At 61.7% G+C, this 14892-nt stretch carries 14 protein-coding genes and 1 pseudogene; 7 read left to right on the plus strand and 8 right to left on the minus strand.

Translation table 11 applies throughout. From position 1 onward, the window contains the following. Entirely contained in the window at positions 1-309 is a 309-nt protein-coding gene (locus E3O28_RS04135) for a GntR family transcriptional regulator (protein WP_241973000.1), read from the minus strand. 144 nt (positions 310-453) lie between these two features. Here E3O28_RS04135 and E3O28_RS04140 point away from each other — a divergent pair, with 144 nt between their 5' ends. Beyond that, entirely contained in the window at positions 454-954 is a 501-nt protein-coding gene (locus E3O28_RS04140) for a hypothetical protein (protein WP_134415244.1), read from the plus strand. Positions 955-1003: 49 nt separating this feature from the next. Here E3O28_RS04140 and E3O28_RS04145 read toward each other — a convergent pair whose 3' ends face one another. Beyond that, entirely contained in the window at positions 1004-1273 is a 270-nt protein-coding gene (locus E3O28_RS04145; protein WP_134415245.1) for a hypothetical protein, read from the minus strand. Positions 1274-1590: 317 nt separating this feature from the next. Beyond that, entirely contained in the window at positions 1591-2055 is a 465-nt protein-coding gene (locus E3O28_RS04150; protein WP_198411527.1) for a cytidine deaminase, read from the minus strand. A 225-nt stretch (positions 2056-2280) separates the two neighbouring features. Between E3O28_RS04150 and E3O28_RS04155 the strand changes: the two genes are divergently transcribed. Next, a complete protein-coding gene (locus E3O28_RS04155; protein ID WP_134415246.1) occupies positions 2281-2748 on the plus strand; it encodes a hypothetical protein in 468 nt (155 codons plus the stop codon). 224 nt (positions 2749-2972) lie between these two features. Here E3O28_RS04155 and E3O28_RS04160 read toward each other — a convergent pair whose 3' ends face one another. The 4 genes from E3O28_RS04160 to E3O28_RS04175 all read right to left on the minus strand — a co-directional run bounded on the left by E3O28_RS04160 (position 2973) and on the right by E3O28_RS04175 (position 6628). Continuing rightward, positions 2973-3521 carry a suppressor of fused domain protein gene (locus tag E3O28_RS04160; RefSeq protein WP_166784729.1) on the minus strand — a complete coding sequence of 183 codons (549 nt, stop codon included), beginning with the start codon at positions 3519-3521 and terminating at the stop codon, positions 2973-2975. A gap of 379 nt (positions 3522-3900) precedes the next feature. Continuing rightward, a complete protein-coding gene (locus tag E3O28_RS04165; protein ID WP_166784730.1) occupies positions 3901-5094 on the minus strand; it encodes an MFS transporter in 1194 nt (397 codons plus the stop codon). A 20-nt stretch (positions 5095-5114) separates the two neighbouring features. Beyond that, the gene (locus E3O28_RS04170) at positions 5115-5660 is read right to left on the minus strand and encodes a helix-turn-helix domain-containing protein (protein WP_134415249.1); all 546 of its coding nucleotides are present in this window, start codon (positions 5658-5660) and stop codon (positions 5115-5117) included. 329 nt (positions 5661-5989) lie between these two features. Continuing rightward, entirely contained in the window at positions 5990-6628 is a 639-nt protein-coding gene (locus E3O28_RS04175) for a GNAT family protein (protein WP_241973001.1), read from the minus strand. 165 nt (positions 6629-6793) lie between these two features. Here E3O28_RS04175 and E3O28_RS16845 point away from each other — a divergent pair, with 165 nt between their 5' ends. Further along, on the plus strand, positions 6794-7411 hold the full coding sequence (locus E3O28_RS16845) for a hypothetical protein (protein ID WP_241973002.1): 618 nt from the start codon (positions 6794-6796) through the stop codon (positions 7409-7411). Positions 7412-7633: 222 nt separating this feature from the next. After that, a complete protein-coding gene (locus E3O28_RS04185; protein ID WP_134374912.1) occupies positions 7634-7876 on the plus strand; it encodes a hypothetical protein in 243 nt (80 codons plus the stop codon). 1209 nt (positions 7877-9085) lie between these two features. Here E3O28_RS04185 and E3O28_RS04190 read toward each other — a convergent pair. Then, a complete protein-coding gene (locus E3O28_RS04190) occupies positions 9086-10315 on the minus strand; it encodes an IS110 family transposase (RefSeq protein WP_134415250.1) in 1230 nt (409 codons plus the stop codon). A 350-nt stretch (positions 10316-10665) separates the two neighbouring features. Here E3O28_RS04190 and E3O28_RS16850 point away from each other — a divergent pair. The 3 genes and pseudogenes from E3O28_RS16850 to E3O28_RS04210 all read left to right on the plus strand — a co-directional run. Then, positions 10666-11642 (plus strand): annotated as a pseudogene (locus tag E3O28_RS16850) (DDE-type integrase/transposase/recombinase); the annotation flags it as partial. A gap of 99 nt (positions 11643-11741) precedes the next feature. Further along, positions 11742-12974 carry a hypothetical protein gene (locus E3O28_RS04205; RefSeq protein ID WP_134415253.1) on the plus strand — a complete coding sequence of 411 codons (1233 nt, stop codon included), beginning with the start codon at positions 11742-11744 and terminating at the stop codon, positions 12972-12974. 166 nt (positions 12975-13140) lie between these two features. Then, a complete protein-coding gene (locus E3O28_RS04210; RefSeq protein WP_134374902.1) occupies positions 13141-13569 on the plus strand; it encodes a hypothetical protein in 429 nt (142 codons plus the stop codon). Positions 13570-14892: the final 1323 nt, after the last annotated feature.

Genomic DNA, 14892 nt, shown 5'->3' on the forward strand with positions numbered 1-14892 from the left:
CTAGCTTCCTTCAATCAGTCGACGGATCTCGGGCTGGGACAATCCCAGTTTCCGTGCCTCGGTGAGGAACTGTTCGGCGAGCTCGGTCAATCGGACGAAACCGGGTTCGATGTCCTGGCGGACCCAGGCTCCACGGCCTTGGCGCATCTCGATTATGCGTTCATCGCGCAACTCGCCGTAGGCGCGGAGCACGGTGTGCATATTGACCCTCAACGCGGTGGCCAACTCGCGAGCAGGTGGAAGACGCTCGCCGGGCTTGAGCTCATCATTGAGGATCGCGGCGCGCACTTGAACAGCGATCTGCTCCACAAGCGAAACCCTGGACGCATGATCCACCCGAAACAACATGTTCTACAGACCAATAGAACAATGCATCACTCACTCCGGGTGCCAGTTGCGAACGTCTAATGGGAATTCCTGCCCGGCCCGCGAGCATGTGCGATCCTGTCTCCCATGGGGAGACTGAATCGACAAGATGCGGCCGTCTGCAATCCGGAAGCGGTCGTGTTCACAATGTTGCTGAGGGTTATTCTCGGCGTGGCTTCAGCCGCAGCCCTGGCCACCGGGGCACATCTCGTTGCCGCACTGGCCCATCCCCAAGTTGCGGCCCCCTCCCTCATGGTTGAACTTATGCTCAGCACATTTGGTGGTCTCGTGTTCAGTTTGGCCGCAGTTGTTGGTGCCTCTTTAGCGCTCTGGATCATCGATCATCGCTTGCAGCGTCCACGTGTCGTGCAGGGGGTCATCGCGGGCATCGGTGCGGTCCTCCCTGGACTGGGGCTGTTCGCCTTCCTCGGCCAGACAGCGACCGTGGGGTTCGGTGGCGCTGCCAGCATCCTCGCTTTCGTCGCGGTGGCGTCCTTCACTCTGATGTACATCAGGTCGAACGCGCACACCTCGAGTGGCCCGAGGCCGCACCGACCCTTCGCGAGGGCCAGCGGCATCAAGATCTAACGGCATCATCACGGCGGCTAGGAGTTGCGGGCGTGACCTAGATGCGTTTTCAGCCGTCGAATACCTCGCCACTGGCGAACGCCGCGCCTTCAGGCATCAGTTCGACGAGGGCCGCCGGGCAGTCATCAAACGTGACTCGACCCACAGAAGGCGCCGCTCCCGAGGAGAAGGCGGCTTCCACCCGGTAACACGTGAATACCTGGCTTGGGCCGTTGTAGTGCTGACCATCATCGGTTAAAACATCGGGTCGAGGTCCGGAAGCAATGAAGACCGAAACTTCGGCAGCAGAATCCGTCGAGGAGATGTCGTAGAGGACCACACCGCCCTCCCGAAGATCAAGATCGGATGTTGACGCAACCGAACCGCTCCATCGCTCGCCCCGGAGTGAGTCGAGGTAGCGTACCGGTTCGTTTACTGAAGGCTGGTAGAGGCTCCGGCTCAATGGGTCTTCGAAGGAGGCGATCTGTCTTCACAGCGTGCCATCGATCCCGCTGTCGTATCCGTGGTACTCGGTGTGGCAACCGGTGAGGGAGAGTGCAATCCCTGAGAACACCAAGAGAGCACCCCACTTGCGCCCGCGTGTCAGCATCACGTGGCAGCTTCTCACTATCGATCCCCATTCAATTCCGCTCGACGTTAGCGAAAACGCTCCTCGTCGAACAACTGAGTGCCGCCCTCCATGGTCCATGCTGCGGCAAACGGCATCAGTGTTTCAATGGTGGCGACGCGAACGCCCTCGGCGGTCGGTAGAAGCACCCTGATGCCCGGGTAGTAATCGAAAAGGACTTGCCTGTCACGCCCGCACGGGCCGACGACACCGCGCCCATGATTGCCAACAGCGACGATTGTCGTGATTTCTCGCCCGCCCTGTGCACGCGCCGCGCCAAGTGCAACCAGCTCGGCGCACGGACCGCCGGTGAAATGAAACAGATTCACCCCAGCGAACATGCGGCCGTCCGCTTCTCGAACTGCCGCCCCCATAGTGTGTGCACCATCTTCGTCGGGCCCGGCATCCGTGTTCGCGTCGATGGTTTCTCTTGCGAGCTCAACGAGCTCAAGGTCTTCGGCCGTCGGCACCGCGAGTTCAACGTTGGGGAGCATGAGTGCAATCCTACGGATTGGACCGGATGCACCTCCTGCATGCCTTACTCGCAAGGCGGAGGGTCAGCGGGCGGTGCTGCCCTGCTCCTACCTGAGCGGTGAGCCGTGCACGGCCGCGTCGGCTGTGCCTCCCGCCCGGGAGCGTGGGCCAGCGAAGCAGTGACAACGGCGTATCCTGCGCGCTACGCTGCAGGCACGGCGGGGCCGAGTGCATTGGGGGATGGTGTGAAGGTTCTGGGTGCCGTCGCGGCCGGGCTGATGGCCTTGGGTGTCGCCGCGCTTCTCGTCGTGTTCGCCCTGGAAAACCGGGTCACCGAAGCCGTCGAGGCGCAGGCCACGCAGCTGGCTGTCCCCGCCGACTGGGAGCAGGTGAACGACACGGTTCGCCGCGAACAGTTCCTGTGTATGAGCACGAACCCGTGCCCGAGCATCTCCCGGCGGTGGGTGACGGACACCCCCGTTAGCGTCCACGACTTGGAGCGCATGGCGACGGGCGCGGGCCTCAGATTCTCGGTGGAGGGCACCTGCCAGCGGCCGCCGACGGCGTTCTCCGAAACGGGGGTTTGCACCTTGTACGGTGTCCGCAGTGAGAACCACTACCAGGTCTGGGTGAGCGACCGTCCGCAGGAGCCCCAGCAGGTGTCACTGGAAGTGCGTCCGAACCGCCCCTACCTCACTCAACCTCAGGGGTGAGGGTGTCCACCCTGTCCCGGAGGGTGGCGACTTCGGTGCGGAGCTGGTGCAGCTCGTAGGCCCTGTCGTCGAACCCTCTACCGGAACGCCGGTGAGGTCGCTTCTACGACGCCACCGACGGAACCTCCTAGAAGCTGTCAGACGCAGCGCCTGGCACGGGCCACCGCCACCTTGATGAACCTTCGGCAAATCGTGCTGTGCAAGCGCAGCAATGGCCTCTGGACTCAGATCACCGAGGGTCGCATCAGGTTAAAGACATCTGGCTGGGCCTCGAGGAGCCGGGTGTTCAAGGCCTGGACCCCATTCAGCTCGGCAAACAGAAATTCTTGATCGGAAACGGGGACCATCATGAGCCACGTGATGACCAGGTCGTCCGACTCCAGGTCCTCAATGTCGTTCCAGAGAAAAGGCAATACAAACAGTGCGTGTGGCACTGAAACGGCTTGATCAAATCCCGACATCACGTCAGGGAAGATCGTGTCTGGCCAAATTGAATGCTTGCCGGAGGCGATATTGAGTGCGCTTCCGATCAAACCGCTTTGGATCACTTTCCAATTGGTTCCAGCCGCAGCCAGGAGTTCTACCCCGAGGTTTTTCCCGCCACCGGTTGAGAGGTTCGTGTACTGACTCATTCCGATAGTGGCGTAGGAGGTCACGCCGAACTGGGGGATGTTATCGCATTCGATCAGGTTGAGCGACGGCAGGCCTTCCTCCCCTCCCGGAGAGAGCAGGATCTTGGGCTCGACAGAAGGCGCAACGCCGAAAGCGGTCATGGTGTGACGCGTGATCTGTCTGGCTGTGAACATGGCTCTCAGAATTCCGCGAGGTTCGTGCGCGGCGCGGCGAGGCGAGGCGCGGTTCGTCTTCTTGGTGTCCGCCGCGACACCGTGCGGTTGTGGTCCAAGAAGATTCCCGGACGGAGCCTACTTAGGCAACTCGACCGGCTGCGGCCAAACGTGGACGTAGCATATCCTCAATTGGCGTCACCGACTGTGACCACTTCGATCCAGTTGGCTCACGCCGAACAGAATTTCGCATCGACGAGACCACTCGGAGTTCGAGCAAACGGTGTGTGAGACCGGATGCTCAGCAAGGATCTAAGGGAACGTCCCACGGGCACTCGCCATCGCGGTGCTGGGGTTCTCGTTTCATCTACGCCGATTGCAATTGATCCGCGACGGCCGCGGCTTTGGAGTTTCTGAGCAGCGGCACGGAGGCGGCCATCACGAGGATGAGGGCCATTCCGCCGCCGATGATGAATCCAAGACGGGACTCTACGGCGTCCATGGCTAACCCCACCATGACGGCGGCAACGGCGGCACCAGCGTTGACTGCGGTGTTGATCCAACTGGATGCCTCGGTGCGTACTTCGACGGCGGTGATGTCGTCGGCGAGTAAGTAGCCGGTGACGAGCGAAGGGGCCAGGAAGAAGCCCACCACGACGAGCCCGAACCCGAGAACCACGACAGACCCAAGAGTCGCTAGAAGTGCGCACAGCACGGTCATGAGAGTGCTCGAGATGAGTAGTCGCTTCACGAGCGAGTTCCTCCACGTCCGCTGGCCGAAGAGCAGACCTCCGACTGCGCTTCCGGCGGCGAAAGCGGCGAGCAGGATCCCGGCCAGGCCCACCGATCCTTGGCTGTCGGCGACTGCGGGTGCGACCACCTCCACGGTTCCGAGCACGACTCCCACGCCGAGAAGTGCGATCAGGATTGCGACGAACCCGCTCTGTCGTAGCGGCTGTGAACTGTTGCGCGGGGCAGTGGTGACGGCGCCGTGCCCTAGCGAGAGCGGGCTGCTTGTCATGCCGAGCGTTCCGAGAAGTGCCACCAGGGCTGTCGTGAGCAGTCCAACCGGCGGCGATGCCGCACTCACGACCGCAGCCGCGATCAACGGTCCCGTCGTGAAGAGTAATTCCTCACAAACCGCGTCGACGCTGAACGCCTTGGTTCGCACAGCTCCCGGCTCTGTAATGGAACCCCAGAGCACACGCATCGAGGCGCCGAGCGGTGGCGGAAACAACCCCACCACGGCCGCGAGGCCAACCAGCACCCCTGCTGGCGGCTCGGACTGGGCTGTCAGCGCAGCCATACCACTGAGGCCGGCGGCGAAGGCGATGGCTAGTGAGTTGAGTGCGAACCGCTGCCCGCGTCGGTCGACGAACCGTGCGCGGTAGGGGGATGCGATCACGTTCGCGAGTCCGAACGCCCCGGTGGCCGCGCCAGCGACAGCGAACGAGTCGGTGCTCCGCTGCACAGCGAAGAGCAGCACCAGGGTCACCATGGCAAACGAGAGGCGTCCGACAAGCGCGGGAACAAAGACCCTGAGTGCGCCGGCTGTACGCATTACCTCTAGGTAGCCGCCAGTCATGTGCGCGGGGCCGTGTCATGGTTCGAGACTTCGAACAGGGCAAGAGTTGCACTGATCCGGATGCCCTCTGGCGTGGCAGAGGGCATCGCCTCATCGTGGATTAGTCTTCCAACCTCGCGGGACATCTCGCGGATGCGATTCCATGCCTCGGGGGAGACCGTGACCTCGGCCTCGGTGAACACGAATTCGGATTCCGACACGTAGCGCGCGCTGCGGGCAATCAGTTCTGCCGCGAGAGAGCTCATCAGAGCCTTGTGCTCGTCGGCATGTCCCGAGCCGAGCACTTCGCCGCTGGCTGGGTCGTGCCGGTAGCGTTTGGCGGTCCCGCCGCGGATGCTCATCTCCTCGACAAGCTGCACGAGTCCGGCCTGAGCCAAACGACGTAGGTGGTAGCTCACGTTCGCCTGGCTCTCACCCAGAATTCGTGCTGCCTCAGTAGCGCTAAGAGCCTCCGCCGTCAGAATCGAAAGCAAGCGCAGGCGCAGCGGGTGGGCCACGACCCGCAGGCCATCGAGATTGTTGGGTGTGGTGGCATCCGGCATGCTCACACGATATTCCGAACCGGACTCGACCCCCAAATCGTTCTTTTGCGGTTTCTCATTCGGGAGATAGGCCTTGCTGAATCAGGCCATCTGCCTGGGCTCGATTGTCCGCAAGCCGGAGCCCAACGAATGCTCGTTGGGCTCCGTCCTGGGGACGTCAGGCTTGTGTCTGCGGAGACTCCCCGACAGTCGGTGACGTTGCTACGGGCGGCATGGCATGCGCTTGGGTCCGGGTGCGCCATGGCCTCTGACTGTGGATTGCCAGGACCTGTGCGCCGGGTGCGCGACGGTAGCGGATGCGATGGAACGGCGTGGGCGAAATTGCCCGTTTAACGGGAATCGGTGAGCAGCTGATACATGAGGTGGTCTTGCCACCGACCCGCTATTTTCAGGTATTCGGGTGCCGTTCCATAGCCCACGAAGCCCACACGTTCGAGGACTCGTTGGGAGCGCGCGTTGGGGATCAGCGTCTCGGCCTGAATCCTGTGCAGGCTCAATTCTTTGAATGCCAGCGCGGTCATTGCTCGAACTGCGTCGGTGGCATAGCCACGTCCGTTGCTCTCCTGTGCGACCCAGTACCCCATGTTGCAGGACTGAAAAGCTCCGTAGGTGATCCCGCTGAACGTGATCCGACCTACAACCTGCGAATCCTCGTCGAGAATCACGTGTGGCAAGGCCTCGCCTCGGCTGTGCCGAGCGAGCGCGTTTTCAACTTCCGCCTGCTGACCTGCCACCGTGAAGTAGGAGTCCGCGCGGACTGGGTCCCACGGAGCGAAGAAGAGCCGGCCTGTTAGCTGAAGGTCGGCAAGGCGCTCCACATCGTTGACGGATATGAGTCGAGTAGTAGCAGGCATTAGAGAATGCTCCCACACGCGACTCAAGTCATCCTTGCCCGCAAGCCGGACGATGATCGCGTCGGCGTAGTGCTCAATCGCACCGCCATAGAGCGGGTGCCCTCTTCTCGCCACGCACTAGTAAGTTGGCATAAGTTAGCTGATCGGTCTCGGCTCTGCCGCGGTCCCCTGCGGTTGGTCAGTTGCGGGCATATTGGTAGCGCAACCAAGCACAGCGCGGCAGAGGTGCTCCCTGCCGGCAAGGGTGGGTTTACCTGCGCGCCCCGTATGCTTGCATCCGTGATCGCCGCCATCGCCTTCGTCACTCTGATTGGCCTGCTGGTTCTCTTCCAGCTTTCCCTCGCCTTCGGCGCGCCGTGGGGACGATTCGCGTGGGGCGGGCAGCATCCCGGCGTGCTGCCGCTCGGGTATCGGATCGCCTCCGGCGTCTCCATCCTGATCTACGGGTTCATCGCCCTGATCGCCCTCGACCGGGCGGGTGTCGCTGACGTGTTTCCCAACGCGTTCTCGCAAGTGGGGATCTGGGTGGTCTTTGGATACCTCACCCTCGGGGTGGTGATGAATGCGATCTCCCGGTCCAAACCGGAGCGGTATGCGATGACACCGGTCGCCCTCGCGCTCGCGATCCTCGCGCTGCTGATCGCGTTGAGCGGCCCCGCCGAGGAATCGTTCGCCGGCATGGTGCTCGATGACGGAGACGGACCGGTGTTCTGCACGACGATCATGGAGTCCTACCCGCCCCAATGCGGCGCCGACTCCCATGCTATTACCGGGTGGGATTGGGCCGCGGTCGAGCACGAGCAGTCGCAAACGATCCGCTGGGGCGAGTACCGATTCAGGGGCGAGCGCGAGGGCAACACCATCTCCATCAGCGGTTCGACATCGCCGCTGCACTGACTGGGCGGAGGGAAGGAAACAACGCACCCATGAGGTGTAGCTGTCTTCGGTACGAACTCTGCGTCGGCCGTGATCATCCACGCGCTCTGATGCCCGCAAGCCGGACCCCTATCGATACGAATTCTGGCGCCGCCAACGAGTGGCGCCGGACATGGCGCTCTCGTGTCACAAGGGAACCTCTACCGGGCGATGGGTGAGTCGGTCGAGGGTACGTTGGGTGACGTGACTAGTCGTAATGGGCGAATCGCCCTGATCACCGGCGGCGTGATCGCTCTGATCCTTGGTGGAGTGTGGGCCGGGCAGGGCATAAATCTGATCCCGGGAAGTTTCATGACAGGTAGCCGCATGTGGCTTTCCATCGGGCTCATCATCGCTATCGTCGGCATCATCCTGATTGCGCTCGGCCTACGCCGGCCAGGGCCCCGGCCGCACGAGCAAGTGAGACTCCAACTATCGCGAGCCTAGATGGCGCTCCGACGCACGCTAGATGAACCCTGGACGGACGTCACCCCGCGCCCTCGACGGCGCGGCATTTCTGCGTAACCTGTGCACATGACGTCTCTGGCTACAAGATATGAGTCTGGCGAGTGGGCTGAGGTTTGGGCTGAGATAAGGCAGCTGGGACCAGTCCCGCACGCGCGTCAGACCGAGGTGGAAGACGTAGCACGTTCGACCATGAAGCGGGCGGGAATACAAATCGAACGCATCGTGGAGGTTCTCCTCGCTCTCGGATTCGAACCAGCGTCCTCGGGTATTCCCGTTGTCACCCCGCCACCGTGCGACGTGAGCGAACGGGTCGCGAAACTGGAACTTTTGTTGGGGCCGCTCCCCGCAGCGCTCAAGGCAAGTATGGGAGAGATTGGAGCCGTTTCTCTGTTGGGTGATTGCCCTGCAATTGGTCTCTACTATCACCAACCCCCACCCGCGCGAGTGAGCACGATGCCGCCTGGCTCTGACTACCCCGATCCGCTGTGGCTGCCGTGCGTTGATCAGCTCGAGTCCGAGTGGGACGAGAGAGGCCATGACTTGCTAGAGCTGTCGACCTCATCGTTCGAATTCGCTCCTGATGAACTGCACAAGGCGAACATCAGTGGCGCAACACATGACATCTGGTTGCCCGACACTCACGCGGATCCAGTGCTTCTTGGTGTTGCGGGACGACCGAGCATCACCGTTGTGGAGTACCTCCGGCTCTCCGTCGCGTGGGGTGGATTCCCCGGTTACTCGTTCGGCCTAGCGCCACGGCCCAGAGCGCTGGAACAACTCACTTCGTCCCCGCAATTCTGACTGAGAGTGATGCACTCCGCGCAGATCAGCGAAGAGCGTCCGCAACGGAGTCTGAGACCGGCCTCAGGCCATTCCCCGAGCGGGGTTCGCAAGCCGGACGTTTCCCGGCATTCGTTTTGCCCGAGGTGGGGTAGCGGCTGATGATCTCGTCCGGGACCCGCGAGGGAAGGCTGGGCGAAGCCGGAGCCGATACTCCTGGAGGCGCGTCAGCCCAGACCAAAGAGGAATCAGGACGGGCGCACGTCCAATGCCACCCGCGGATTCCCCTGGGGATCCTCGCTGTTCACCGTCAGCTGATACTCATAACCGTCCTTGATAGCCCGCCCAGTGCACACGGTGGTCGGCCCGGTCGCGTCGGCTGGTCCCAACGTGATGCCCCTATAATTGTCAATTGATATTTTGGACGGCTTTTTGCTCGTGGAGCCAGTCCCGAAATTGGCTCGCGAGGTAGTCGTCTCGGCTGAGTCCTCGTTCGATTCGGGAGAGGGTGCCAGGCCAGGTATTGAAATGTCCGGCCGCCTCGCGGAGGGTGATGTGGAGGTCTTCGCGCGCGGTGCGTAGGTCGGTGATCGAGGGTGCCGCTTGTGGGTTGGTGAGTTGACGGTAGAGCTCCCGGGCGACGTATCGTTTCAGGCAGCGCATGATTTCCTTTTTGGTCTTGCCTTGAGCCGTTCGTCGGGCCGCATAGTCTCTCGTGCGGGAGTCGGTTGCGAGGCGTGAGACGACGACATGGTGGATTGCCGCGTTGGCCGCTCTGTCGCCGCCGCGGCTGAGCCTGTGCCGGCTTGTCTTGCCCGACGAGGCGGGTATCGGAGCTACGCCGACGAGTGCTGCGAACTGCGCTTCCGTGGCGATGCGTTCAGGGTTGTCGCCCACGGTAACGAGGAGCTGGCTGGCTACTTCTATGCCAACACCGGGGACATTCCGTAACAGAGGCGCGCAGTCCCGAAGAATCTCTGCCATCACTGCATCGGTGTCAAGAATCTCCCGCTCGAGAAATCGGTATCGGACAGCAAGTTTCTTCAAAGTGAGGGCCGTTGCGATCTCAGTGTCCGTGAGGTTTCCCATTGGACGGGAACGCTTCAACGCCGGGATGAGTTGCGCGGTGGTCAGCGGGCGGAACCGACTGCGCACGTGCTCCGGAGCGGAGACGAGTATCCCCTTGATCTGGTTGATGGCAATTGTGCGGGCCTTCATCGCTGAACTGCGGGCGGCACGGAGGACGCGGAGGCATTCAACGGGGCCGTCCTTGGTTTTCGGCGTCGACGTGCCTCGTCCGGCCAAGACCGATTCTGCTGCCTGATAGGCGTCTAAGGGATCCGATTTTCCGCGTAGACGCCGTGCTTGACGGTTGGGTCGGTTGACCTCGTGGACAGAGAGTCCTGCTGTTCGCAGAACTCGACTCAGTTCCGCCCCGTAACTGCCGGTTCCTTCGACGCCCACGCCGATGATCAGACCGAAGTGGGTAATGAAGGCGAGGATCTTCCGGTAACCCGAACTGACTGCCAGGAATTCTTCAGCAGCTAGGTGTTTGCCGTGCTCGTCGATGATGGCGACAAAGTGAGTATCGGAGTGGGTGTCGACGCCGACGATGACATTCGGTGGGTCTGTTGCCATGATGAAGTTGCCCTTCCATTGCGTCCATCTGGGTAAAAGATGAGCACGTTGGCCAGGTGGGCAGACAAGACGGTAATGGGAATTCGCTTCAGGCTCCTATAAAGTCATGTCCGCCTGGTCAGCGCACCTTGAGCAGCCTCAAGACCGCGGACAGATCACGTAAAAGACAATCCTTGAAGGACGTCAGTCAGGGTTAGAGTCACGCAGCCTCAAGACTCTTCTCATCATTACCGTCAGGGTGAGTTGAGGCCAGTAGCTCAGAGCAAGTCCGCCGTTTGACGTAGGGCGAGAACCAGGAAGTCCCACCATGTCCAGCCCCATCGTTGATCGCCGTGCGCGACGATAGTTCGATGAGTAAGAACAGCAGTCCTGGCCCGCGTGCGGGTGGCCCGAGCGCGCGGCGCTCGTTCACGCCGGCGCAGAAGCTAGAGCACTTGGCCGCTTACGAGGACGCGATCTCCCGGAATGGGGGCGGGGCGTATCTGCGGGAGCAGGGCATCTATTCCTCGCAGATTACCGAGTGGCGAAAGCTTCGTGATGCGGGCGTGCTGCAGGGCAAGAAAGCCGGAGAGAAGATTGGCCGGCTCACGCCAGAGCAATCCGAGATCGCCAGGCTCCGCCGCCAGCTCGATCAATCCGAACAGCGCCTGGCCACGACGGAGGTGGCGTTGGAGATCATGTCAAAAATGCACGAGCTACTCGAAAATCTTTCGAAGAGCTCGCGGGACGAAACACCGCAGACGAAACCGTGATGACCACCTACCGTGAACTGACCCGCCGGGGTATTTCGACCCGCACCGCTGCCACGTTGGTGGGGATACCGCGGGCGACGGCAACCCGGGCGCCACGAACCCCGGCTGCCGGGCCGGCGTTGGTGCCAATGAACAAGCTGGGCGTCCTGAAGCGGGCCCGGATCCTGTCCGTGGTGAACTCGGCCCGGTTCGTGGACTTACCGCCGATCCAGATCAGCGCGCAGCTGCTGGACGAGGGCGTCTACCTAGCGTCGATCTCAACGATCTACCGGATCTTGGCCGAGAACAAACAGGTCAAGGAACGCCGCCGCTTGGCCCGCCACCCGCCGCGGGCGATCCCGGAACTGCTAGCCACCGCCCCCGGGCTCGTGTTCTCGTGGGATATTACAAAGCTGCCTGGCCCGATCAAGGGCAAGTACTACGACTGCTACGTCATGATCGATATCTACTCCCGCTACATCGTCGGCGCCGTGGTCCACGCGTCTGAGTCCGCGGTCCTGGCCGCGGAAATGATGACGGAAACCTTCGGCATCCACGGCACCCCGCAGGTCGTCCACGCGGACCGGGGAACGTCACGGTCACGGATCCCGTCAAATTGATCAGGAGCGAGAGGGCCGCAGCGTCGGACGGTTTGGGGACCTCGATGACCCCCAGATCGTCGATCTCCCCGAAGCGTGGTAAAAAATCTCGACCGACCGACCGACCGAGCGGCACTGGAGGTGCTGTTGGCCGAATTGTCGTCGCTGAATGCCGACGAGAGGTCTGACAGGACTTCGCAGGGAACCGTGAACGGAACGTTCGATGCCTCGGGCCGTGTTCGTTGGGAGGTCGTCGGTGAATTAGGCCATCCTGAATGCATGGTGCACAGAAGCTGGTTGTCGATTTGGGGCGCTGCAGTGGTTCTGGCTTCCCTCAGCGCCTGTTCTTATGTTCCGTCGACCTCGTGGCGGGTCGTGCCCATCGAGTTCGACAACGCCTTGGACGTCGGTCCAGAAGACCGGATTGACGTTACCTATTCCATGACGAACATGACCCAGGACACTGCGGGCGGGTTCTGGACCGAGTCCGCCGGGTCTTGGTTGCACCTGAATAGTGCTGGCGACACCCTGCGCCGATTCAATGACGAGATGTTTACGAGAGTTCATGGAATATCAGCCATCTCCCCATCGGTCCTCGCTGTGTCCAGAACGGGCAAGGCAGGGACCGAGATCGAGACGGGAATCTATCTCTACGACACGGATGCTGAGACGTGGACACCTGTCGACGTCGATGCGACCACGATTGGCGACGTGGCGGCCGGGGCTGATGGGCGACTGGTTTTTGTCGATTTTCTGGGCGAGATGGTGCCCGAAGGTGCGATGACTCCGCTCGAGTCGGCTTTCATGAGGCCTTTCGCGATTCGAACCGTGGCGAAGAACGGGCAGCAAACGACTGTGCTTGGTGCGGAATCGGGGGTCACCGCCGCCGCTGTTGCTATCGATATCGATCCCGCCGGCACGGTCTACGTCAGTACGGAGAGGGAAACGTTTGCGATCGGCGCCGATGGAACTCGTTCACCGATAGCCACATACCCGCCTCGAAATCCCGTGCTCGCCGTGAACGCGGTCGGCTATGTGCTCACAGCGGCACCGACGAATACGGATGCCACCGAGAGGCCAATCGATTGGAAGATGGTTCGCGCGTCTTCACCGGCCAGAGGCGTCATGGCCAAGAAGGGCGACTGCCCGCAGTCAAGTGAGCAGGGAATCAGAATTCTGACAGGTGAAGAATCGACGTCCTTGCCGTTTTCCTGCAACACGAACGGTGCCGTCTGGCTCAATGACACTACGTTCGTGCTCTCAATCGGTGACGAATCTGGAACGATCCTCGCCAGAGTGACCCCACCCGAGGAACCCACGAAACGCTGACCAGCACGTCGCTGCGGAAGCGGAACCCAGTGTGAGTGGTCATCCCAAGACGTATGAAGACTTTCACCGGGGGCGGCCGCGCGGCCGGCTTCGCGTGGTTGGACCGCGGCCGGCCGACGCGGTCTCAATGAAACGTTTTCGGAACAGTGGCTGCAATGATGTGGAAATGGATAAGCAAAGTCGCTCCATCAGGGCTCTCGCAACGCTGCTGGTCGTGACATCAGCAGCGTTGCTTTCGGCGTGCAGTCAGCAGCCAGGTACTGAGGTCACTGCCCTTGGACGCGCTCAGACTTCAACGGATGAGTTGCCGGCCGGCCTCGACGCCGATGAAGAATTGGGAGTGGCACCCGACTCCTCTCGTCTGCTTTCGGAGCAAACAGGAGTGGACTACTTCGCAGCGCGCTCCGCGTCCGGCAAGGAGGTTTGTCTCATCGTGTTCGCGTCACTCTCTGCGTGGACAAGTGCGTGCTCGACTGAGTTGCCGATTGAGCTCTACTTGGCCGGGGTTGGATCTGCGCAGTTGATCTCCGAGTCCAACCTTCCCTCGTCAGATAGCTGGACCCAGGTGGCGGACAATCTTGCTATCGGCAAGTGAGCACCGGCAATTCAGGCAACAAGGTGTGCTGGGGTGCCCGTAAGCCGGACAGTAGGCAGCACCGTGCTCGCAGTCGCATATACCCGGCAGGACTGTGACTTTTTGCGCTCTGTGGCGGCGTTCTTTGATCGCTATTTGGCGCATTGAGTTGTACACCCACGACGCTCCGGGGCGTCAGCGTCCTATAACCCAAGAGTAAATTGCCCACTGTCGTGATGTTCCCCGCAAGAGGAAGGTCCAGGACGCCAGCCAGCTGCCGAAGTTCCTCGGTCTGGGTCAGTAGCCGAATCCGCTGAGGCGGTGCTGGTCGTTTACGGTCGATACTCTTTGGGCGGCGGCGATGTTGGCAGGTCGCCTGGCGCAGCTCGGCCTCCGAAAGTCATGGTGGCGATCGAGGACAGCCCGGCACCGATGCCCTTGGCGAGGAACGACAGGATTGCCCCAAGTACTTGCCATAGCCCCGCATGGCCACGTGACTGAGTCATGCGGTACCTCGATCTCTAGGTCGTGTGCGTCTCGGCGTCGAAAGCCTGCACGATCGCGCAGCTACTTCTCGGCGCGTGCTTGCCACTCTACGAGGGTGACCAACGTGTGACCAGTAGGCACAAGTACAAGATCGTCTGTACGTCTCCCTGGTGGCACCAGCATCTAAAAGAGCGTGACATTCTGCCGTCACGCGTGGACTCATCCGCTGTCCCGCAAGACGGACGATAACCGCGGCAGCACTTGTGCGATCCCACCCAAGGGTCGAGCGTGCCGATGTTGCGTCACAAGGGAACCTGCTGCGGACGCTTTCGGCGGCTGATTCAGCCGCGCCAGGTCGGTGCGCTCGTCGTCGCAAGGGGATCGTCATAGGACAGAGCCTTGTTGGCACCATCGCGGAGTGGCGGTCAGGCACGCTGACTCCGCAGCAAGCCATTGCGGAGGCTAAGCGTGCGGCCACGGCAATGAATCAACTCCTTACGGAGGGCAAGGCGTAGGCGGCGCGTTTGTCAGCCGTTGAATGCCAACGGCACTGTTCCGACGTAACCAGTGTGTGACCGCACGGAAGCCGGTCCGCTTGCGGACGTCTGATGACGGCTCGCCTAATGAGCTGACCGTATTCCCGGGCGAACGCCTCCCGACGAAGTTCCCCCACCGTCTCGTTGCAGATAGCGAGAGGCGTCGCGCCACTGCTAGGTTGCTTTCGTGCAAGCACCTGACTCGATCCCCGCAGTCGCCGAGCCCACGGTGATCTTCGTGATCAACCGGGAATGGTCCCCCGACGCAAACGCGAGAGCGACGTACGATGCGACCCGCATGTACTGGCGCGTGGGCGCGGAC

The sequence above is a fragment of the Cryobacterium sp. TMT2-14 genome, assembly GCF_004402465.1.
GTDB classification, from domain to species: Bacteria; Actinomycetota; Actinomycetes; order Actinomycetales; family Microbacteriaceae; genus Cryobacterium; species Cryobacterium sandaracinum.

Bases quoted from the DNA above. Each gene is read 5' to 3' on its own strand.
- E3O28_RS04165 (WP_166784730.1), bottom strand. From the start codon at position 5,094: ATGCGTACAGCCGGCGCACTCAGGGTCTTTGTTCCCGCGCTTGTCGGA.
- E3O28_RS04190 (WP_134415250.1), bottom strand. From the start codon at position 10,315: ATGGCAACAGACCCACCGAATGTCATCGTCGGCGTCGACACCCACTCC.
- E3O28_RS04170 (WP_134415249.1), bottom strand. From the start codon at position 5,660: ATGCCGGATGCCACCACACCCAACAATCTCGATGGCCTGCGGGTCGTG.
- E3O28_RS04210 (WP_134374902.1), top strand. From the start codon at position 13,141: ATGGATAAGCAAAGTCGCTCCATCAGGGCTCTCGCAACGCTGCTGGTC.
- E3O28_RS04140 (WP_134415244.1), top strand. From the start codon at position 454: ATGGGGAGACTGAATCGACAAGATGCGGCCGTCTGCAATCCGGAAGCG.
- E3O28_RS04160 (WP_166784729.1), bottom strand. From the start codon at position 3,521: ATGACCGCTTTCGGCGTTGCGCCTTCTGTCGAGCCCAAGATCCTGCTC.
- E3O28_RS04150 (WP_198411527.1), bottom strand. From the start codon at position 2,055: ATGCTCCCCAACGTTGAACTCGCGGTGCCGACGGCCGAAGACCTTGAG.